16 protein-coding genes are annotated in these 19,025 nt (G+C 72.2%); 9 read left to right on the top strand and 7 right to left on the bottom strand.

What is annotated here, in order from left to right; genetic code table 11:
* Positions 1-30: 30 nt before the first annotated feature.
* Positions 31-564: a hemerythrin domain-containing protein gene (locus tag ACFY1S_RS19665; RefSeq protein ID WP_387120275.1), complete on the top strand. Its 534-nt coding sequence runs from the start codon at positions 31-33 to the stop codon at positions 562-564.
* A gap of 3 nt (positions 565-567) precedes the next feature.
* On the opposite strand, the gene ACFY1S_RS19660 is transcribed toward ACFY1S_RS19665, so the two are convergent.
* The gene (locus ACFY1S_RS19660) at positions 568-933 is read right to left on the bottom strand and encodes a MerR family transcriptional regulator (RefSeq protein WP_387119865.1); all 366 of its coding nucleotides are present in this window, start codon (positions 931-933) and stop codon (positions 568-570) included.
* A 56-nt stretch (positions 934-989) separates the two neighbouring features.
* Between ACFY1S_RS19660 and ACFY1S_RS19655 the strand changes: the two genes are divergently transcribed.
* Both ACFY1S_RS19655 and ACFY1S_RS19650 read left to right on the top strand, forming a co-directional pair.
* Positions 990-1,979, top strand: coding sequence for an aldo/keto reductase (locus ACFY1S_RS19655; protein ID WP_387119862.1), 990 nt, complete (start codon positions 990-992; stop codon positions 1,977-1,979).
* Between the two features lie 142 nt (positions 1,980-2,121).
* Entirely contained in the window at positions 2,122-3,039 is a 918-nt protein-coding gene (locus ACFY1S_RS19650) for a TIGR01777 family oxidoreductase (RefSeq protein WP_387119859.1), read from the top strand.
* A gap of 68 nt (positions 3,040-3,107) precedes the next feature.
* Here ACFY1S_RS19650 and ACFY1S_RS19645 read toward each other — a convergent pair whose 3' ends face one another.
* The gene (locus ACFY1S_RS19645; RefSeq protein WP_387119855.1) at positions 3,108-4,343 is read right to left on the bottom strand and encodes a PHB depolymerase family esterase; all 1,236 of its coding nucleotides are present in this window, start codon (positions 4,341-4,343) and stop codon (positions 3,108-3,110) included.
* Between the two features lie 211 nt (positions 4,344-4,554).
* Here ACFY1S_RS19645 and ACFY1S_RS19640 point away from each other — a divergent pair, with 211 nt between their 5' ends.
* Both ACFY1S_RS19640 and lipB read left to right on the top strand, forming a co-directional pair.
* A complete protein-coding gene (locus ACFY1S_RS19640; protein WP_387119852.1) occupies positions 4,555-6,381 on the top strand; it encodes a DUF2079 domain-containing protein in 1,827 nt (608 codons plus the stop codon).
* 60 nt (positions 6,382-6,441) lie between these two features.
* Positions 6,442-7,083 (top strand): lipoyl(octanoyl) transferase LipB, encoded by a 642-nt coding sequence (gene lipB, locus ACFY1S_RS19635; RefSeq protein WP_387119849.1) that lies wholly within the window; start codon positions 6,442-6,444, stop codon positions 7,081-7,083.
* A gap of 40 nt (positions 7,084-7,123) precedes the next feature.
* On the opposite strand, the gene aspS is transcribed toward lipB, so the two are convergent.
* Positions 7,124-8,410, bottom strand: a complete 1,287-nt coding sequence (aspS, locus tag ACFY1S_RS19630) for an aspartate--tRNA(Asn) ligase (RefSeq protein WP_387119847.1) — start codon at positions 8,408-8,410, stop codon at positions 7,124-7,126.
* A 443-nt stretch (positions 8,411-8,853) separates the two neighbouring features.
* On the opposite strand from aspS, the gene lipA reads away from it, so the two are divergent.
* Both lipA and ACFY1S_RS19620 read left to right on the top strand, forming a co-directional pair.
* Positions 8,854-9,849: a lipoyl synthase gene (gene lipA, locus ACFY1S_RS19625; RefSeq protein ID WP_139583263.1), complete on the top strand. Its 996-nt coding sequence runs from the start codon at positions 8,854-8,856 to the stop codon at positions 9,847-9,849.
* Positions 9,850-9,902: 53 nt separating this feature from the next.
* A complete protein-coding gene (locus tag ACFY1S_RS19620; RefSeq protein ID WP_387119844.1) occupies positions 9,903-11,489 on the top strand; it encodes a hypothetical protein in 1,587 nt (528 codons plus the stop codon).
* 60 nt (positions 11,490-11,549) lie between these two features.
* Here ACFY1S_RS19620 and ACFY1S_RS19615 read toward each other — a convergent pair whose 3' ends face one another.
* Positions 11,550-14,438 carry an AAA family ATPase gene (locus tag ACFY1S_RS19615; protein ID WP_387119841.1) on the bottom strand — a complete coding sequence of 963 codons (2,889 nt, stop codon included), beginning with the start codon at positions 14,436-14,438 and terminating at the stop codon, positions 11,550-11,552.
* A gap of 122 nt (positions 14,439-14,560) precedes the next feature.
* The gene (locus ACFY1S_RS19610) at positions 14,561-14,728 is read right to left on the bottom strand and encodes a hypothetical protein (RefSeq protein ID WP_387119838.1); all 168 of its coding nucleotides are present in this window, start codon (positions 14,726-14,728) and stop codon (positions 14,561-14,563) included.
* Between the two features lie 206 nt (positions 14,729-14,934).
* Here ACFY1S_RS19610 and ACFY1S_RS19605 point away from each other — a divergent pair, with 206 nt between their 5' ends.
* Positions 14,935-15,621 (top strand): DUF4191 domain-containing protein, encoded by a 687-nt coding sequence (locus ACFY1S_RS19605; RefSeq protein ID WP_364362497.1) that lies wholly within the window; start codon positions 14,935-14,937, stop codon positions 15,619-15,621.
* A gap of 439 nt (positions 15,622-16,060) precedes the next feature.
* Here ACFY1S_RS19605 and ACFY1S_RS19600 read toward each other — a convergent pair whose 3' ends face one another.
* Positions 16,061-16,459, bottom strand: a complete 399-nt coding sequence (locus tag ACFY1S_RS19600; protein WP_387119834.1) for an RDD family protein — start codon at positions 16,457-16,459, stop codon at positions 16,061-16,063.
* Positions 16,460-16,722: 263 nt separating this feature from the next.
* On the opposite strand from ACFY1S_RS19600, the gene glnA reads away from it, so the two are divergent.
* A complete protein-coding gene (glnA, locus tag ACFY1S_RS19595; RefSeq protein ID WP_387119832.1) occupies positions 16,723-18,147 on the top strand; it encodes a type I glutamate--ammonia ligase in 1,425 nt (474 codons plus the stop codon).
* Positions 18,148-18,228: 81 nt separating this feature from the next.
* Here glnA and ACFY1S_RS19590 read toward each other — a convergent pair whose 3' ends face one another.
* Complete coding sequence (locus tag ACFY1S_RS19590) at positions 18,229-19,011, bottom strand: tyrosine-type recombinase/integrase (protein ID WP_387119830.1); 783 nt, start codon at positions 19,009-19,011, stop codon at positions 18,229-18,231.
* Between the last annotated feature and the right edge of the window lie 14 nt (positions 19,012-19,025).

Genomic DNA, 19,025 nt, shown 5'->3' with positions numbered 1-19,025 from the left:
GGTGCACCCGGCACGAAGGCCGCCGTGGGCATGGAGGCGCGGGGACAGCATGGGACGAACGTGCACCCGAAGAGTTCACCCGCCGACCGGCTCGCCGCCGTCGGCAACCAGATGATCGAGATTCACCTCTGGCTCGGCGCGGAGTTGGCCCGCCTACGGGAGAGCCTCGACGACCCCGACGGCGCCGGCAGGTCACGGGACCTGCGGGCACACTGCCTGAGCTTCTGCGCCGCACTCGGCCGGCACCACACGGGCGAGGACGACGGCGCGTTCCGGCTGCTGGCCGACCAGGTCCCCGAGCTACGCCCGGTCATCGCGAACCTGATCACCGACCACGAGGTGGTGGCGGGGATCCTGCACCGGGTCGAGGCGCTGCTGGGCACCGACACGTCCCTGCCGGCGGCCCAGGTGCGCGCCGAGCTGGACGGGTTGGCCGCGCTGCTGGAGTCCCACTTCCGGTACGAGGAGAAGCGGCTCGTGACCGCCCTGAACTCCCTCAGCGGCCAGCCCGGGACGGCCGAGGAACTGCTCGGCCTGACCGCGCCACCCCGGCCGGCCGACTGACGGTCACCGGCCCGGCAGGCGCTCGTAGAAGCGGATCTTCTCCCGCAGGTGGTCGTACTGGCGCTGGAGCAGCCGCATCTGCTCCTCCACCTGCTCGGCATGCCGGCGCAGCAGCTCCAGGCGCTCGTCCACGGTGTGGTTGCCCTCGCGGGCCAGCTGCGCGTAGCGGCGCATCTGGGCGATCGGCATCCCGGTGTCCCGCAGGCAGCGGAACAGCACCAGCCACCCGAGATCGTCGTCGGTGAAGACCCGCTGCCCGCCCGCCGTGCGTTCCACGTCGGCGAGCAGACCGATCTTCTCGTAGTACCGCAGGGTGTCCAGACTGAAGCCGCTGCGCCGAGCGGCCTCCGCGGGGGCGTAACCGGTCATGGCCGCCGATGGTAGCCCTTGACCTCGAGTGCACTCCAGGTTGGAGGCTGGGCCGCATGACCATGACACGGACGCTGGGACGCAGCGGCATCGAGGTGAGCGCGATCGGGATGGGCTGCTGGGCGATCGGTGGCCCGCTCTGGGGTGACGACGGGCAGCCGTTCGGCTGGGGCGAGGTGGACGACGACGAGTCGATCCGCACCATCCACCGGGCCCTCGACCTCGGGGTGACCCTGTTCGACACCGCCAGCAACTACGGCGCCGGGCACAGCGAACGGATCCTCGGCCGGGCACTCGCCGGCCGACGCGACAGCGCGGTGATCGCCACCAAGTTCGGCAACGTCAGCGACGAGGCGACCCGACGGGCGCTGGGCACCGACGCCAGCCCCGCCTTCGCGGTCCGCAGCCTGGAGGACTCGCTGCGCCGTCTCGGCACCGACCACGTCGACCTCTACCAGCTGCACATCAACGACCTGCCGGTGCCCGCCGCGCTCGAGCTGGTCGGCACCCTGGAGGACCTGGTCGACCAGGGCAAGATCCGGGCGTACGGCTGGAGCACCGACAACCCGGCCTCGGCCGAGGCGTTCGCGGTGGCCGGGGCGCGCTGCGTCGCCATTCAGCACGACGAGTCGGTGCTCAGCGACAACGCGGCGGTGCTTGCCGTCTGCGACAGGTACGACCTGGCCAGCCTCAACCGTGGGCCGCTGGCGATGGGGCTGCTCACCGGCTCGACCCGGGCGCTCGGCGCGGACGACGTCCGTGGGCGGGCACCCGAGTGGCTGCACTGGTTCACCGACGGAAAGCCGACCCCGCGCTGGGCGGCACGGGTCGACGAGGTACGCGCGGCGCTCACCGCCGACGGGCGGACCCTCGCCCAGGGCGCGCTCGGCTGGCTGCTGGCTCGCAGCCCCCGTACGGTGCCGATTCCCGGCCTGCGCACCGTGGCCCAGGCCGACGAGAACCTGGCGACGCTGGCGCGAGGCCCGCTGAGCCCCGACGCGTACGCCGAAGTGGAGCGCCTCCTGGCCGACCTGCGCAAACCCTGATCCCCCACCACCTTGCCGATCTTGTACTTCCGGTCCCGGCGAACCTCACCTTTCTCCGCGAATCGGCGACACGAAGTGCAAGATCGGCGAGGAGTGGGGCCGGGGCGCGTCAGTGGCCGGTGTTTTCGACGAAGATGGGGGCATGCGGATCCTTCTGGCCGGCGCGTCCGGCTTTCTCGGCACCCGGCTGGCCGACCGGCTCGCCGTGGACGGGCACCAGGTCACCCGGCTCGTCCGGCGGGCGCCAGGCGGGCCGCAGGAGCGGCAGTGGAACCCGGCCGCCGGGCAGCTCGACCCGGCCGCGGTCGCCGGGGCGGACGCGGTGGTCAACCTGGCCGGCGCGGGTGTCGGTGACAAGCGCTGGAACGACGACTACCGGCGGTTGATCCGGACCAGCCGGGTGGACAGCACCACCACACTGGCGACCACAGTGGCCGGGCTGCCCGCCGCCGACCGTCCCGCGGTGCTGCTCAACTCCTCGGCCGTCGGCTGGTACGGCAACACCGGCGACCGGGTGGTCGAGGAGGACGCGCCTGCCGGCGAGGGTTTCCTGGCCGACGTCTGCCGGGTCTGGGAGGCCGCGACCCGACCGGCCGAGGACGCCGGGGTACGGGTGGTGCGGCTGCGGACCGGCCTGCCGCTGCACGGCGACGGAGGACTGCTCAAGCCGCAGTTGCTGCCGTTCAGGCTGGGGATCGCCGGCCGGTTGGGCAGCGGTCGGCAGTGGCTGCCGTGGATCTCGATGGACGACTGGCTGGACGCGACGCTCTTCCTGCTGGCCCGCGCCGACATCGCCGGCCCGGTCAACGTGGTGGGCCCGAACCCGGTGACCAACGCCGAGTTCACCCGCGAGCTGGCCCGCCAGCTGCACCGGCCGGCGATCATCCCGATCCCCGCCCTGGCCCTCAAGGTGGCCCTCGGCGGCTTCTCCCACGAGGCCCTCACCAGCACCCGCGTCCTCCCCGGCGTCCTCACCCGAGCGGCCTTCCCGTACCAACACCCCGACCTACCCAGCGCGCTCCACGCAGCCCTGACACCCACCCCCCACCCCTCGCGTTGATCAAGAGGTTTGCGTCATCCGGACGCCGGAATCTGACGCGAACCTCTTGATCAACAGGCCAGAGGGGGTCAGCAGCCGATCACCCAGTAGTTGGGGGCGGTCTGCTTGAGGGCGCTCGTGTAGAAGGTGTTGTAGAGGCCCATCCGCTGGTTCGAGCCGTTCGCATAGGCGTAGCCGCCGGACTGGTACGCCCTCCCGGCGGTGACGTGGGCGTAGTTGCTCGCCGTCACGCAGGTCGCCGGAGTGCTCGGGGTGGGGGTCGGCGTGGGCGTGGCCGTGGGGGTGGGCGTCGGGGTGGCCGTGGGGGTCGGGGTCGGGGTGGTGCCGCCGCCGTTCAGGCCGAAGAAGATCGCGTCCCGGTACGTCGAGCAGATGGTGTCCAGGAAGTACGCGCCGGCGGTGCCGCACTGCTCGGCCGCGGAACCCGGATCGACAGGGGTGCCGTGCCCCATTCCGGAGACCCGGTACAGGCGTACCTCGTCGTTGCCGTACACCTCCAGGCTGGTGTTGCCGGGCAGCGAGGAGGTGCTGGTCGGGGTCTGTAAGATCCCCCGCACGTTTGTCCACTGGTCCCGGGACTCGGTCCCGTTGAGCGGCGTGACAGTGGTGTCCGAGGTGCCGTGCCAGATGGCCACGCGGGGCCGCGGGCCGGTGTAGCCGGAGTACGCGCCACGGACCAGGTCGCCCCAGGCGGCAGGGGTCTTGTCCGCGCCCGGGTTCATGCAACTGAACGCGTTGACAGTGCTGGTGGCGCAGCGGTACGGGATGCCCGCGATGATCGATCCGGCGGCGAAGACGTCCGGGTAGGTGGCGAGCATGACAGCGCTCATCGCCCCGCCCGCGGAGAGGCCGCTGACGTAGACCCGGGAGCCGTTCACGCCGAAGTTCGTCTTGGCGTGGTCGACCATCTGCTTGATCGACAGCGCCTCGCCCTGACCCCGCGTGGTGTCCCCCGCCTCGAAGAAGTTGAAGCAGGAGTTGGCGTTGTTGCCGGAAGGCTGCTGGGCGACGATCAGGGCGAACTTCCACTGGTCGGCGTACTTCTGCCAGCCGGAGTTGGCGAAGTAGCCGGAGGCGTTCTGGGTGCAGCCGTGCAGCAGCACCACTGCCGGGGAGTTGGCCGGCAGGTTGTCCGGCCGGTAGGCGTACATGGCGAGGTTGCCCGGGTTGGAGCCGAACCCGGTGACCTGGGTGAGGGTGGCGGCCTGGGCGGGGGCGGCGAGGGTGATCGCGCCCGCCGCGGCGAGGACGAGCCCGGCGACCGCGCCGATCAGGCGGTGGAGGGTGGACGAGGAGCGGCGCACGGCGGCCTCCTGAGGGGCGGACTGTGAACTGGGTCACTGTCGAATTGCCGCGACGTTACGTCCATGTGTCGTCGGCATGACATGGCGCAGGCGCACACATTCACGACCGCCGGTGTGTACGAGGGACCCGAATGTTCCCTCATCAACAACAGCGGTCCCCTCCTCGCAGGTCTGACCGGCCCGTCCAGGTCCGGTTGGTAACGTCCGCTGCGTGCCGTCCTCCCCGTCGCTGGCCACCGGGCCCGCACCCGCGTCGCCGCCGCGTGCCGTCCGGGACCGCCGGGCCGACCTGATCGTCGTGCTGGTGGCGCTCGCGCTCGCCGTCTGGGTGACCAGCGGCCTGTGGCGGGACCCGCACGTGCGCACCATCACCGTCAACTCCAGCGACCAGGCGCTCTTCGAGTGGCTGCTGGCCTTCGGCGGGCATGCGGTCACCCACGGGGAGAACCCCCTCTTCACGTACCTGATCAACGTCCCGGACGGCGTCAACCTCGCGGTCAACACCTCGATCACGGTGTACGCGGTGGTCTTCGCCCCCCTCACGTACCTGATCGGGCCACCGGCGACGTTCCTGGTGATCCTCACCCTGAACCTGTTCGCGACAGCGCTGGCCTGGTACTGGCTGCTCTCACGGCACCTGGTCCGCAGCCGGCTGGCGGCCGGGGTGGGCGGCCTGTTCATCGCCTACTCCCCCGGCATGGTCTCGCACGCCAACGCCCACCTGAACTGGACGGCCGGCTGGCTGGTGCCGCTGCTGATCTGGCGGCTGTTCGCGCTGCGCCGCCCCGGGCACTGGCTGCGCGACGGGGTGATCCTCGGTCTGCTGGTGGCGGTGGCCTTCTCGATCGCCGCCGAGGGCCTCTTCTTCACCGCGCTCGCCCTCGGCATCTTCGTCGCCGCCTGGGCGCTTCACCCCGCCCGTCGGGCCGAGGCCCGTGCCGCCCTGCCCGATTTCCTGCGCGGGCTCGCGGTGACGGCAGTGGTGGCCGGGGTGCTGCTGTCGTACCCGCTGTGGCTGCACTTCGCCGGGCCGCAGCGGTTCCACGGCACCGGCTTCGACCCGGTGATCCACTCCGAGGACATCGCGGCGTTCGCCGCCTACCCGCGCCGCTCGCTGGCCGGCGAGGTCGGCCTGGGCACCTCGCTGGCACCGAACCCGACCGAGGAGAACTCCTTCTTCGGCATCGGGCTGCTCGTCCTCACCGTGGTCTGCTTCGTGGTCCTGTGGCGACGCGCCGACCCCGGCCGGCGCGCCACCCTCTGGGCGCTGGGCATCCTCGCGCTGGTCTTCACGGTGCTCTCCTTCGGGCCGGTCGCGAAGATCGACGGGCGGCGCACCGACCTGCCGATGCCGTTCGACCTGCTCGGGCAGCTGCCGGTGGTGAACGCCGCGCTGCCCGCCCGGCTGGCCCTGGTGGTCGCACCGGTGATCGGGGTGCTGCTGGCGTTCACGGTCGACCAGTTGCGCGCCGCGCCGCCACGGCACCGCTCCACGGAGCTGGCCTGGGCGCTCGGGTTCGCGGTGGCCCTGCTGCCGCTGCTGCCCACCCCGCTGTTGACCCACGAGCGGGAGCCCATCCCGCAGTTCATCACGTCTGGCACCTGGCGGCAGTACGTGTCGCCGGACGGCGTGCTCACGCCGGTGCCGCTGACCGTGGACATCTACCCGGACGGTCAGCGCTGGCAGGCGTACGCGCTGTCGCACCGGCAGGGCGAGTTCGCCATCCCGGGCGGGTTCTTCCTCGGCCCCGGCGGCCCCGACGGGCGCGGCCGGATCGGCCCGGTGCCACGCACCCTGAGCGCTCTCATGGACCAGGCCGGCCGCACCGGGCTGGTGCCGATCATCACCGACGGCACGCGGCGGGAGGTCGAGTCGGACCTGCGACACTGGCGCATCGAGACGGTGGTGCTCGCCGACGAGGTGCACGGCGCGAAGTTCGGAGTCGACGAGGACGCCGTCCGGCGTACGGCCACCGCCCTGTTCGGCGAACCGCAGCGCGTCGACGACGTCTGGCTCTGGCGCATCCCGCCGGCCTGACCGGTCCGGTGAGGCGGCTCACCGGGGATCGCGGCCGTCGGCGGGACTAGGCTTGACGCCGTGACGACGACGACCCCCGGCCTGACGGCCGTTCGTGCCGGCCTGCTGGACTACCAGGCCGCCTGGGACGAGCAGCGACGCCTGCACGAGTCGGTGGTGGCCGGCGAGCGCGGCGACACGGTGCTGTTGCTGGAGCACCCGAGCGTCTACACCGCGGGCAAGCGCACCGAGCCGTGGGACCGGCCGATGGACGGCACTCCGGTCGTCGACGTGGACCGCGGCGGCAAGATCACCTGGCACGGGCCGGGCCAACTCGTCGGCTACCCGATCCTGCGCCTTCCCGACCCGGTGGACGTGGTCGCCTACGTGCGCCGGACCGAAGAGCTGCTCATCGACGTCTGCGCCGAGTTCGGGCTGACCGCCGGCCGGGTCGAGGGGCGCAGCGGGGTCTGGGTGCCCGCCGACGACCGGGGGCCGGCCCGCAAGGTGGCCGCCATCGGCATCCGGGTGGCCCGGGGCGTCACCCTGCACGGCTTCTCGATCAACTGTGACTGCGACCTGACGTCCTTCGACCGGATCGTGCCGTGCGGCATCCGGGACGCCGGCGTCACCTCGCTCACCGCCGAGCTGGACCGCCCGATCACCGTCGCCGACGTGCTGCCGGTGGTCGAGCGACGACTCTCCACCCTCGTCGAGGTCTGACGCGGGCGGCCCTCGGCGCCACCGCCGGAGGCCGCAGCCGTCACGGCGTCAGCCGGTGCAGGTCGCGCGGGAACGCGGTGACCTCCCGGATGTTGGCCGCGCCGACCAGGCGGGCCACGAACCGTTCCAGGCCGATCGCGAAACCGCCGTGCGGTGGCATGCCGTGCCGGAACGCCTCCACATACGCGGCGACCGGCTCGACCGGCTCACCTCGCGCGGCCAACGCCGCCAGGTAGTCGGCGTGCCGGTGCAGCCGCTGCCCGCCGGTGACCAGCTCGACGCCGCGAAAGAGCAGGTCAAAACCGTTCGAGTACGCGGGCCGCTCCGGGTCCGGGTGGGTGTAGAAGGGCCGCTTCGCCATCGGGTAGCCGGTGACGAAGAGGAAGTCCGATCCGTGTTCGCGCCGGGCCCACTCGCCCAGCGCCCGTTCGTGGGCGGGCGCGAGGTCCGGCTCGTCGGCGGGCGCGCCGGCGATCGTCAGCGCCTCGGTGAAGTGCACCGCCGGGATCTGCGCCGGCACCTGCGGCGGCGTGACGCCGAGCGTCGCCAGGGCGGCGCCGGCCCGCCCGCTGACCGCGTCGAGCATCCCGGCCACCGCGTCGCGCAGCACCCGCATCACGTCCCGGTGGTCGGCGATGAAGCCCAGTTCCGCGTCGAGCGACGTGTACTGGGCGAGGTGCCGGACGGTGTCGTGCGGCTCGGCCCGGAAGACCGGCCCCACCTCGTAGACACGTTCGAAGACGCCGACCATCAGCTGCTTGTAGAACTGCGGTGACTGGGCCAGGTACGCGGGCCGGCCGAACCAGTCCAGCGCGAACACGTTCGCTCCGCTCTCGGTGCTGGAGTTGACCACCTTCGGTGTGTGGATCTCAACGAAGTCCCGGGTGTCCAGGGCGGCCCGGAAGCCGGCCACCGCCGCCGCCGAGATCCGCAACGCCGCCGACCGGGTGGGGTGCCGCAGCGCGGTGGGCGCGTTGTCGAGCTGGGTGGGCAGGCTAGCGGTCAGCGCCGACCGGTACAGGTCGAACGGTGGCGGCACGGCGGGCGGCCCCAGTGGACGTACCGTCGGGTCGGTCAGCTCGACCCCGGCGGGCGCCGTTTCGTTCGCGGTGACCGTCGCGGTGACCTCGACGACCGTCTCCTCGGGGAGTTTCTCCAGCTCGGCGCGGACGGCCGGGTCGGTGACGACCACCTGGGCGAGGCCGGTGGCGTCGCGCACGATCAGGAAGGCCACCGACTTGAGCAGTCGGCGGCGGTGCACCCAACCGGCGATCCGCACTGTCGTGCCGATCCGGGTGGGCAGGTGGTGGGACAGGGTTCGTTGCATGGCGGGCTGCTCCTCGGTCGATCGCCACGCCTTCGCCGCCCTGGGGAAGCGAAGCGTCGCATCAGCCCCAGGGAGGTGTGGGCGAGCGGGAACCTCGCGGTGCCACCACACCTTCACCCCCGCCGAAGCGGGAGCCTCGTTCGTCGCCTGATGACCGGGGCCAGCCGGGCGGGCTCTACTAGGCGTTTCGCCGTTCTGCCCGCAGCTCGGGAGGGTCTTCGCACACCGGCGCCAGACCGCCTCTCAGCACCGGCGGCTCTCTGCACTGGCGGGTCGGCGCGCTACTCGGCTCCGTCGTCGCTGTTGGCGGTGACCGTAGCACCGGAGCCGGCGCGTGTGACGCGAATTTTCGGCAGCGCGGTGGCCGGCGTCACAAGGCTCACGGCGTGACGCCGGTCGCCTGACGCACATAGACGACGGCCGTCCGGCGTAGGCTCGTTTTCGTGACGATCGAGCACTCCGCGCCGACGACCGGCCAGGCAGCGCGTACCGCAACAGCCGCCCCCGAGGGGCGCCGGCTGCTGCGCATCGAGGCGCGCAACGCCGAGACGCCGATCGAGCGCAAACCTCCATGGATCAAGGTCAAGGCCAAGATGGGGCCGGAGTACACCCAGCTGCGCGGGCTCGTCTCGCGCGAGGGGCTGCACACCGTCTGCCAGGAGGCCGGCTGCCCCAACATCTACGAGTGCTGGGAAGACCGTGAGGCCACCTTCCTCATCGGTGGCGACCAGTGCACCAGGCGCTGCGACTTCTGCCAGATCGACACCGGCAAGCCTGCCGAGTTCGACGCCGACGAGCCGCGCCGGGTCGCCGAGTCGGTCGTCTCGATGGGCCTGCGCTACGCCACCATCACCGGTGTCGCCCGCGACGACCTGCCCGACGGCGGCGCGTGGCTGTACGCCGAGACCGTCCGACAGATCCACGCCCTCCAGCCCGGCTGCGGCGTCGAGCTGCTGATCCCCGACTTCAACGCCGTCCCCGAGCAGTTGGCCGAGGTCTTCGGCTCCCGCCCGGAGGTGCTGGCGCACAACGTGGAGACCGTGCCGCGCATCTTCAAGCGCATCCGGCCGGCGTTCCGCTACGACCGCTCGCTGGACGTCATCCGGCAGGCCCGCGCCGACGGCCTGGTCACCAAGAGCAACCTGATCCTGGGCATGGGCGAGGAGCGGGCCGAGGTGTCGCAGGCGCTTCGCGACCTGCACGAGGCCGGCTGCGAGCTGATCACCATCACGCAGTACCTTCGCCCGTCGCCCCGGCACCACCCGGTGACCCGCTGGGTCAAGCCGGAGGAGTTCGTGGAGCTGCGCGAGGAGGCCGAGGAGATCGGCTTCGCCGGGGTGATGAGCGGGCCGCTGGTGCGTTCGTCGTACCGGGCGGGCCGGCTCTACCGGCAGGCGCTCGACGCCCGCGCCGGGGCGGCCGTCACCACCGCCGGCTGACCCGCCGGCAGCGCCGCACGGGCCGTGCGGCGTCCGAGTGCCATGATCGTGCGATGACCGTCGGCGTACGCGAACAGCCGCGCGGCGCGGACTCCCCGCGCCCGCGGCCGGGTACGCGCTCAAAGCTGGTCGGCTGGCTCACCGCGTTGGCCGTGCTCGCCGGGGTGGGTTACCGGCTCTGGTTGCTGGTCAACGCCGCGCCGCCGACGAACAGCGACGAGGCCACCATGGGGCTGGCCGCGCTGCACATCTCCCGGGGCGAGGGTTTCCCTGTCTGGTTCTACGGCCAGCAGTACATGGGCACCCTCGAGGCGTACCTGGCCGCGCCGGTGTTCGCGCTGGCCGGCGGCCCGTCGCTGTTCGGCCTGCGGCTGCCCACCCTCGCGCTGTACGTGCTGTTCCTGTTGTTGACGTGGCGGTTGACGCTGCGGCTGACCGGGGACCGCTGGTTCGGGCTGCTGGTGGTGGTGCTGCTGGCGCTGGGCTCGGACCGGGTGGTCAAGAACCAGCTGATCGCCGGTGGCGGCTACCCCGAGATGAACGCGGCCGGGGTGGCGCTTGCCGTCCTCGCGGTGGATCTGGCCGCCGGCCGGCCGGGATGGCGGCTGGCGCGGTGGGCCGGGTGGGGGTTCCTGGCCGGCCTGATGCTCTGGGTCGACCCGCTCGTGCTGCCGTACGTGGCGGCGACCGGGGTGGCGCTCGTCGGGTTCTGCCACCGGGAGCTGCGCGGTGCCGCCGGAGCGCTGCTCGGGGCGGCTGCCGTGCTGGGGGCGGCCCCGCTGCTGCTGCACAGCCTGTCGACCGGGCGGAACCCGGTGCACGCGGTCCTCGCCGCCGGCGGTGCGGACGCCTCCGCCGGCTGGGCGGACCGGCTGCACGGCGGCCTGCTGCTGGGACCGTCGCTGGGCATGGGCTTCTGCGCTCCGGGGCGGTGCGCCACCTGGCAACTGTGGTGGTCGTACGCCCTGCCGGTGCTGCTGGTCGCCGCCGCCGCGACGGCCTGGTGGACGATGCGCCGCCGGACCGGCGCTCAACTCCGGGTGGCGGGGGCGATCCGGTTGGCGCTGGTGCTGGCCGCGGTGGCCACCCTTGTCGCGTACACGGTGAGCAGCGCCGCCGGGCGGACCCCTGTGGAGAGTTCCCGCTACCTGTCCTGCCTGCTCCTCTCCCTGCCGGCGCTGCTCTGGCCGGCGTGGACGGCTCTACGCGACGGCCCGAGGATTGTCCGACCGGTCGCGGTCGTCCTGCTCGCCGCCACGCTGGGCACCGCCACGTACGCCACCTGGCAGGAGGCGCGGACCGCACCGGCGAGCCGGGCCGCCGAGGCCCGCCACGACGAGCTGGTGGCCACCCTGGGCGACCTCGGCGTACGGCACGTACGCGCCGGCTACTGGACGTGCAACCGGCTCACCTTCGCCAGCGACGAACGGATCGTCTGCGCGGTCGTCGACGACACGCTGCGCCAGGGCTTCGACCGCTACCCGGCGTACCGGCGGGAGGTGGACGCGGCGCCGGCCCCGGCCTTTGTCGCTCCCACCGGATCCCCGTTGGCGGCCCGGCTCGACGAGCGGCTCGGAACGGCAGCGGGCAGCCTGGAGCTGGTCACCATCGAGGGCTGGCGGATCTACCTGCCGCGCTGACCCCGCCGGGGGTCAGCGCGCGACCCGGTGTCAGCGCGGCCCGGCGTGTGCGGCAAGGCGTCAGTGCGGCTCGGCGAGCAGGCCGAGGCGGTGGGCCAGGGCGGCTGCCTCCGTCCGGTTGGTCACGTCGAGTTTCGCGATGATCCGCGAGACGTGCACGCTCGCCGTCTTCGGGGAGATGAACAGCCGCTCGGCGATCCGGCTGTTGCTGTGGCCCTCGGCGACCAGCCGCAGCACCTCCCGCTCCCGGGCGGTCAGCAGATCGGCGCCGGCCCCGCCCTGACCCGTGCCCCGCAGGCCGACCCGCCGCGCCAGGGTCGCTGCCGCTTCGGCCAGCGGCGCGGCGCCCAGCCGTCGGGCGATGTCCGCGGCCTCGGTGACGGCCGCCGCCGCCTCGTCCCGCTCCCCCGCTCCGGCGGCCGCCTCGGCGAGGGCGAGCAACGCCCGACCGAGCGGGTACGGCTGCCCGTCGGCCCGCCACGCCCGCACCGCCGTCCGCCAGGCCGGCAGCACCTGATCGCCGGCCGCCAGCAGGGCGGTGACCTGGGCTGCGTGCGCCCGTGCCGCCGGATGCCGGGCGGGCAGGTCGGCGGCGAGCGCGGCGACGGCGCCTGCCAGTTCCCGGTCACCCACCCGGGCGGCGGTACGGGCGACGGCGCTGAGCACCGGCCAGCCCTCGCGGGGCAGTTGCGGCAGCCGCTCGTCGGCCACCGCGACGCGGGCTGCCCGGACCGCCTCGATCTTGTCGTCGGCCGCCAGCGCCGACTCGATCGCCAACTCGTGCAGCGGCAGTCGGTGGTTCGGCCACAGGTAGGGCCGGCTGAGGAAGGCCAGCGCCCGGTCGACCAGTTCGTCGGCGGCAGGGTGTGCCCGGGCCAGCCGCAGCCCGGCGCCCAACTGGAGCCAGTGCAGCCCGGTGACGCCGGACAGGTCGATCCGGGCGGCCTCCGCGCACACCGCCTCGGCCTCGTCCCACCTGCCCAACGCGATGAGCGCCTCGGCCCGGTTGGACAGCAGGTACGCCCCGGTCGAGCGGCTGATTCCCACCCGTCGGGCCTCGGCCACCCCGGCCTCGGCGGCCTCGGCGGATTCGCCGTAGCGGCCCAGCTCGCAGAGCATGTCCGACTGGAACACCTTGGCGAGCACCAGGGTCGGCACGTCACCTGACGCGCGGGCGGCCGCCTCGGCGCGGGTCAGCTCCGTGAGCCCCTGCTCCAGGTCCCGTTCACCGTGGCAGAGCAGGGCGATCCGGGTCGCCAGCAGCGCCGGTTCCGCGCCGAGCGCCTCGGCGTCCGTGGCGGCCTCGGCGGCCACCCGGGCCGCCTGCTCAGGATCGATCTTGACCAGGTGGGTGGCGATGTCGGCGAGCAGCCGGACCCGCTCGACGCCCTCCGGCCCACCGGCCGCCAGCCGGTACGCCTCATCGAGCTCGCGCCTGCCGTCGCTCTTGCCGAGCAGGGCCAGCATCCGGCCCCGCTGGTCCAGCAGTCGGGCGGCGCGCAGCGGCGCGGCATCGGCGTCCACCTCGGCCAGTCCGGCCCGGGTCAGCGTGATCGCCCGGCTGAAGTCGCCCGCGATGACCGCGGCGTCCACCGTCTGCTCCAGCAGCGCCAGGTGGTCCATGCCGAGCAGGTCGGCGGCGTCGGGCACCAGCTCCCACAACTCAAGCGCCCGTTCCAGCAGCCGGCGTTGCTCGGCGTACGCGTACCTGTCGGCGGCCGCGCCCGCCGCGGCCAACGCGGCGACCAGGGCACGCGGGTGGTCGTGCGCGGCGTACCAGTGGTGGGCGATCTCGGCCGGTGCGCGGCCGGCGGCGACCAGCTGCGGCTGCGCCTCGATGGCCGCCGCGAAGCGGGCGTGCAGCCGGGCGTGCTCCCCGGGCAGCAACTCGTCGTGTACGGCCTCGCGGACCAGGGCGTGCCGGAACTCGTAGTCGCCGTCGGGGTTCGCCACCACCAGCTGGGCGGCGACGGCGGCGCGCAGCGCGTCCTCCAGCTCGGTCTCGGGCAGCCCGGCGACCTCGGCGAGCAGGTCGTGGGCGAACCGGGTGCCGCCGGCCGCGGCGATCCGCAGCACCCGCTGGGCCGGTTCGGGAAGCCGGTCCACCCGCGCGAGCAGCAGGTCCCGCAGTGTCTCGGGCAGCGCCGCGCAACCGACCGGGTCGCCGGCCACCGCCAGCTCCTCGATGAAGAACGGGTTGCCCTGGGTGCGTTCGTGGACGTCGTCGACGGCGCGGGCGAGCGGCTCGGCGCCGAGCAGGTCGGCGAGGATCGCGCCGGTGCCGTCGCGGTCCAGCCGGCCCAGGTCGACCCGCTGCACGCCCCGGACGCGATCCAGTTCGGCGAGGAACGGCCGCAACGGGTGGCCGCGCTGCAACTCGTCGGTCCGGTAGGTGCAGACCAGCAGCAGCCGCCCCGGCCGGGCCGCCCGGACCAGGAAGCCGATCAGGTCGCGGGTGGAGCGGTCCGCCCAGTGCAGGTCCTCGATCAGCAGCACCAGCGGCCGGGCGTCGGCGAGCCGCTGGAACAGCTCGGCGACCAGGTCGAACAGGTAGCCACGCGGGGCGTCGCCGAGCGACGTGGCGTTGGGCGCGGCACGCTCGGCCGTCACCCGGCCCAGCTCCGGCAGCAGCCGGGCGAACTCCGCCTCGTACCCGGCGAAGACCTCCGGGCCGTCGACGCGCAGCACCGTCCGCAGGGCGGCGGCGAACGGGGCGAACGGCAGACCCGCCTCGCCCAGCTCCAGGCACTGGCCGACCAGCACCCGCGCCCCGGCGCCGGTGGCCCCGCCGGCGAACTCCTCCAGCAGCCGGGTCTTGCCCACGCCCGCCTCGCCACCGACCAGCACGGTGCTCGGCTCACCCGCGCGTACCCGGGCCAGCGCGTCGCGCAGCGCCGCCAACTCGCGGTGGCGGCCGACGAGGACGGAGCTGGCGGCGCGTACGGTCACGGGAACGAGCATGCCAGAACGGCCGCCATCAACGGCCCCGCCGCTCGGCGGGTGGCCGAGCGGCGGGGTGGACTGCGGTGGACCGGCCGGCACGGCAGGAGCCGTGGCCGGGGCGGGCGCCGTCACCGGCGGGCGTCGGTGCGGCGGGCCGGCTGGCGGCGACCCAACCAGGTACGGCCCGGCCGCTGCGACACCGCGCGGGCGAGCCGGTCCGCGGCCACCTCGGCGCGCAGCTCGGCGGCGTGCGTACGGTGCAGGGAGAGCAGGAATTCCGCGTCGTTGCCGAACATGTCAGGCTCCTTCGTGGCGTTGTCATCTTCTGCCGATGACTCTCCGCGCGAAGGCCCCACCCGGGCATGGGCACAGCGCCTCATCTTCCCCGGCGCCACCCTCCTTACCCGCCCCGCCCGGGCGGCTGAGGCGACGTAAGGTACTCAGTCCCCCGGCACCCGGACGCGGATCAACGGGGCGGACGGCGACCACTAGACTCTGCGGCATGGCAAAGCCCCAGGAGAAGGTCTCGTTCGGCCAGCGGCTGAAGCAGATCGGGATGGTGTTCCAGTTCACCGCCAAGCAGGACCGGTGGTTCGCGCCGCTGGTCGCCGCCGCGGTGCTCATCCCGCTCGCCCTCACCGTGGTCGCGGTCATCCTCTGGAGCTGGATCTGGCTGCCGATCGGCATCCTGTTCATCCTGCTCGCGGTGCTGATCGTGCTCAACCTGCGGTCCAACCGGGCGATGATGAACGCCGCCGAGGGGCAGCCCGGCGCGGCAGCGCAGATCATGGAGAACATGCGCGGCGACTGGCGGGTGACCCCGGCGGTCAGCTCCACCACCCAGATGGACATGGTCCACCTGGTGATCGGCCGGCCGGGCGTGATCCTGCTCGCCGAGGGCAACCCGCAGCGGGTGCGGGGTCTGCTCGGGCAGGAGAAGCGGCGGCTGTCCAAGGTGATCGGCTCGGCGCCCCTGCACGACTACGTGATCGGCCAGGACGAGGGCGAGCTGCCCATCCGCAAGCTGCGCACGACGCTGCTGCGCCTGCCCCGCGCCCTCTCCGGCAAGGACGTCAACTCGCTCGACAAGCGGCTCAAGGCCCTCACCGCCCGCCCGCAGATGCCCAAGGGCGCGATCCCGAAGAACATGCGGCCGCCTGGCGCGTTCCGCCAGTCGCGGGGCCGCTGACCCCCCAGGTGTACGCGAAAGAGCCGGACCCGTGCGGATCCGGCTCTTCTCGTCGTGACGTCGAACGCGGACGGTCCCGCCGCCCTCGCGCCCTTCTTGCCTCGCGTCCTTCGCGCCTCGCCTCACGCCCCGCGCCCTTCGCGCCTCGCGCCTCACGCCTCACGCCCCGCGCGCTTCGCGCCTCGCGTCCTCGCGTCCTCGCGTCCTCGCGTCCTCGCGTCAAGATCTCCGCAACTTCCCCGATGTTGCTGTCTCCGCCGTGCGGGAGGCGCCAACATCCCTGATGTTGCGCGAATCTTGATGACGTGCGCCCAGGCGGGTAGCCGCGAGGGCTCGACGACCCCAAGATCGTGCTCGAACCAGGACGTAGTGGCCTCAGCGACGTGGCGATGCCACTACATCAGTGATCGAGCGCGATCTTGGGGTCGTCGAGGCAGGCTCAGCCGCGCGGTGCCTCGGCGATGACCGAGTTGGCGAGCCTGTCGTGCAGGCCGCGACGGTGCTCGTCCATGATCAGCGCGGGGACGACGAGGGCCAGCAGGAGGCCCCGGATCAGTCCCCGGAGCACCCCGATGCGGCCTCCGTCGTGCCAGTTCACGCAGCGGATCTTCGTGATGTACATGCCCGGGGTCTGGGCGAACAGGCCAAGGAAGAGGCCGTACACGACGACCAGCACCAGCACGGGGGCCCAGCCGTCGCGCACCGGGTCGGCGAAGATGTTCGACACCAGCAGGCAGAGCACCCAGTCGATGATCAGCGCCCCGAACCGCTTGCCGAGGCTCGGTGGGGTGAAGGTGGGATCGGTGGCCGGTGCTGCCGGGACGTGCGGAATGGTCACAGCGGTCAAGGGTATCCGCGCCCCTGACGACGGCCCCGAGGGCGTCACCACCACTCCGTGCCGATCAGGACCAAAGGCATCAGATGTCACTACACTGGTACAGCCGGTACGACGCTCGCGGCGGGCCGGAAGCGTGGACGGGGCGTCGCTGACGCTCCGCGAGGGACGTAACACGGCAGAAACACAGGAGACATGGCCGGGCAACCCCCCGGCCATAGCGTCGCCAGAAGCCTAGCCACCCCGTGGACGTGCCAGGAGGATGTGTGTTCGCCAACCCCGAGGAACTGCTGCGATACCTCAAGAACGAGGACGTGAAGTTCGTCGACGTTCGTTTCTGTGACCTGCCCGGCGTGATGCAGCACTTCAACCTGCCGGTCGAGTCCGTCAACGACGACCTCTTCACCGACGGCCTCGCGTTCGACGGTTCGTCGATCCGCGGTTTCCAGGCGATCCACGAGTCGGACATGCTCCTGCTCCCGGATGTCGCCACCGCTTTCATCGACCCGTTCCGCGCGCAGAAGACTCTCGCGCTCAACTTCTTCATCCACGACCCGTTCACCCGCGAGGCGTACAGCCGCGACCCCCGCAACGTGGCGAAGAAGGCCGAGGCGTACCTGGCGGCGAGCGGCATCGCCGACACCGCCTACTTCGGCGCCGAGGCGGAGTTCTACATCTTCGACTCGATCCGCCACGAGACCTCGGCCCACCAGTCGTTCTACTACATCGACTCGATCGAGGGCGCGTGGAACACCGGCCGCGAGGAGCCGGGCGGCAACCGCGGTTACAAGACCGCGTACAAGGGCGGCTACTTCCCCGTGCCGCCGGTCGACCACTACGCCGACCTGCGCGACTCGATCGTGCGCCGGCTCGTCGACACCGGCTTCAGCGTCGAACGTTCGCACCACGAGGTGGGCACCGCCGGTCAGTCCGAGATCAACTACCGGTTCTCCACCCTGCTGCACGCCGGTGACCAGCTCCAGCTCTTCAAGTACATCGTGAAGAACGAGGCCTGGGCCAACGGCAAGACCGCCACCTTCATGCCCAAGCCGCTGTTCGGCGACAACGGCTCCGGCATGCACACCCACCAGAGCCTCTGGCTCAACGGTGAGCCGCTCTTCTACGACGAGACCGGCTACGCCGGCCTGTCCGACATGGCCCGCTGGTACATCGGCGGTCTGCTGCACCACGCGCCGTCGCTGCTCGCCTTCACCAACCCGACGATCAACTCGTACCGTCGTCTGGTGCCGGGCTTCGAGGCGCCTGTCAACCTGGTCTACTCGCAGCGCAACCGCTCCGCCTGCACCCGCATCCCGGTGACCGGCAGCAACCCGAAGGCCAAGCGCGTCGAGTTCCGCGTCCCGGACCCGTCGGCGAACGTCTACCTCGCGTTCTCGGCGATGATGATGGCCGGCCTGGACGGCATCAAGAGCAAGATCGAGCCGCCGACGCCTATCGACAAGGACCTCTACGACCTCCCGCCGGAGGAGTGGGGCGACGTCAAGCAGGTGCCGGGCTCCCTGTCGGCAGTGCTCGACTCGCTGGAGGCCGACCACGACTACCTGCTCGACGGTGGCGTCTTCACCCCCGACCTGATCTCCACCTGGATCGACTGGAAGCGCGCCAACGAGGTCGACCCGGTGCGCCTGCGCCCGACCCCGCACGAGTTCGCCATGTACTACGACTGCTGAACCTGATCAAGGCTCTGACCTGCACCAACAGGATCACTACTGATCTTGGGTACAGGTTGGGTACAACCTCACGGACGGCGGTCATGCCCGGCTCACAGCCGGCGTGGCCGCCGTTTCGTGTTGACCGAGCGCACCGTCGATGAGCAGCCGGGTCCGGTCGAGCACGTCCGGCCACTCGTGCACGTACGTGTTGAGCGTGATGGTCGGTGTGCTGTGCCCCAACGCGAGCTGCACCGTCTTTACCGACGCGCCCGCGTGGATCAGGACCGTCGCGTAGTAGTGCCGTAGTCCGTGAATCCCCCACCGCGCCGGCAGGCCGACCGCTTCCCGGGCACTCGCCCACGTCCGCGAGAAGGTAGCCGCGTTGACGGGCTCGCCGCCGGCACCCTTGAATAGCAGGCGTGCGGCCCGGCGGACCGGCCGACGACGGTCCGTGTCGTCGTCGACCTCGACCGCGTCGCAGCCGTCGGCCAGGTGCTGACGCAGCGCCACCGCCACGACGTCAGGCAGCTCGACGGTGCGGGCGCTGGTGCTGGTCTTGACCGGTCCGAGGAACGGTTGACGGCCCTTGAGCACCTTGAGTTGGCGTCGAACGTGCACCTCCCGCACGTCGAAGTCGATGTCGTCCACCTCCAAGCCGAGGATTTCACCCAGGCGCAGCCCGCAGCCGGCCGCGAGATAGACAGTGGCGGCCAACCGGGCCGGAAGCAGACGCGCCAGGTCGTGCACCTGCTCCGCCGTGGGAAGCACCCGGCTCCCCCGGCTGACCGGCGGAAGCCGGATGCCCTTGTCGCACGGGCTGGCCGAGATCAGCCGGTCCCGCACCGCCATGGCGAACATCGAGCTGAGGTAGGTGTAGACCACCCGCAGCGTGGTCG

It is taken from the genome of Micromonospora sp. NPDC000663, from assembly GCF_042898105.1.
Taxonomy (GTDB): domain Bacteria; phylum Actinomycetota; class Actinomycetes; order Mycobacteriales; family Micromonosporaceae; genus Micromonospora.
This window is presented reverse-complemented; position numbering and strand designations above follow the sequence as displayed.

Excerpts from the sequence above, each read along its gene's own strand:
- ACFY1S_RS19665 (WP_387120275.1), top strand. The coding sequence starts at position 31 with ATGGAGGCGCGGGGACAGCATGGGACGAACGTGCACCCGAAGAGTTCA.
- ACFY1S_RS19655 (WP_387119862.1), top strand. The coding sequence starts at position 990 with ATGACCATGACACGGACGCTGGGACGCAGCGGCATCGAGGTGAGCGCG.
- aspS (WP_387119847.1), bottom strand. The coding sequence starts at position 8,410 with ATGCAACGAACCCTGTCCCACCACCTGCCCACCCGGATCGGCACGACA.
- ACFY1S_RS19620 (WP_387119844.1), top strand. The coding sequence starts at position 9,903 with ATGACCGTCGGCGTACGCGAACAGCCGCGCGGCGCGGACTCCCCGCGC.
- ACFY1S_RS19605 (WP_364362497.1), top strand. The coding sequence starts at position 14,935 with ATGGCAAAGCCCCAGGAGAAGGTCTCGTTCGGCCAGCGGCTGAAGCAG.
- ACFY1S_RS19610 (WP_387119838.1), bottom strand. The coding sequence starts at position 14,728 with ATGTTCGGCAACGACGCGGAATTCCTGCTCTCCCTGCACCGTACGCAC.
- ACFY1S_RS19660 (WP_387119865.1), bottom strand. The coding sequence starts at position 933 with ATGACCGGTTACGCCCCCGCGGAGGCCGCTCGGCGCAGCGGCTTCAGT.
- ACFY1S_RS19650 (WP_387119859.1), top strand. The coding sequence starts at position 2,122 with ATGCGGATCCTTCTGGCCGGCGCGTCCGGCTTTCTCGGCACCCGGCTG.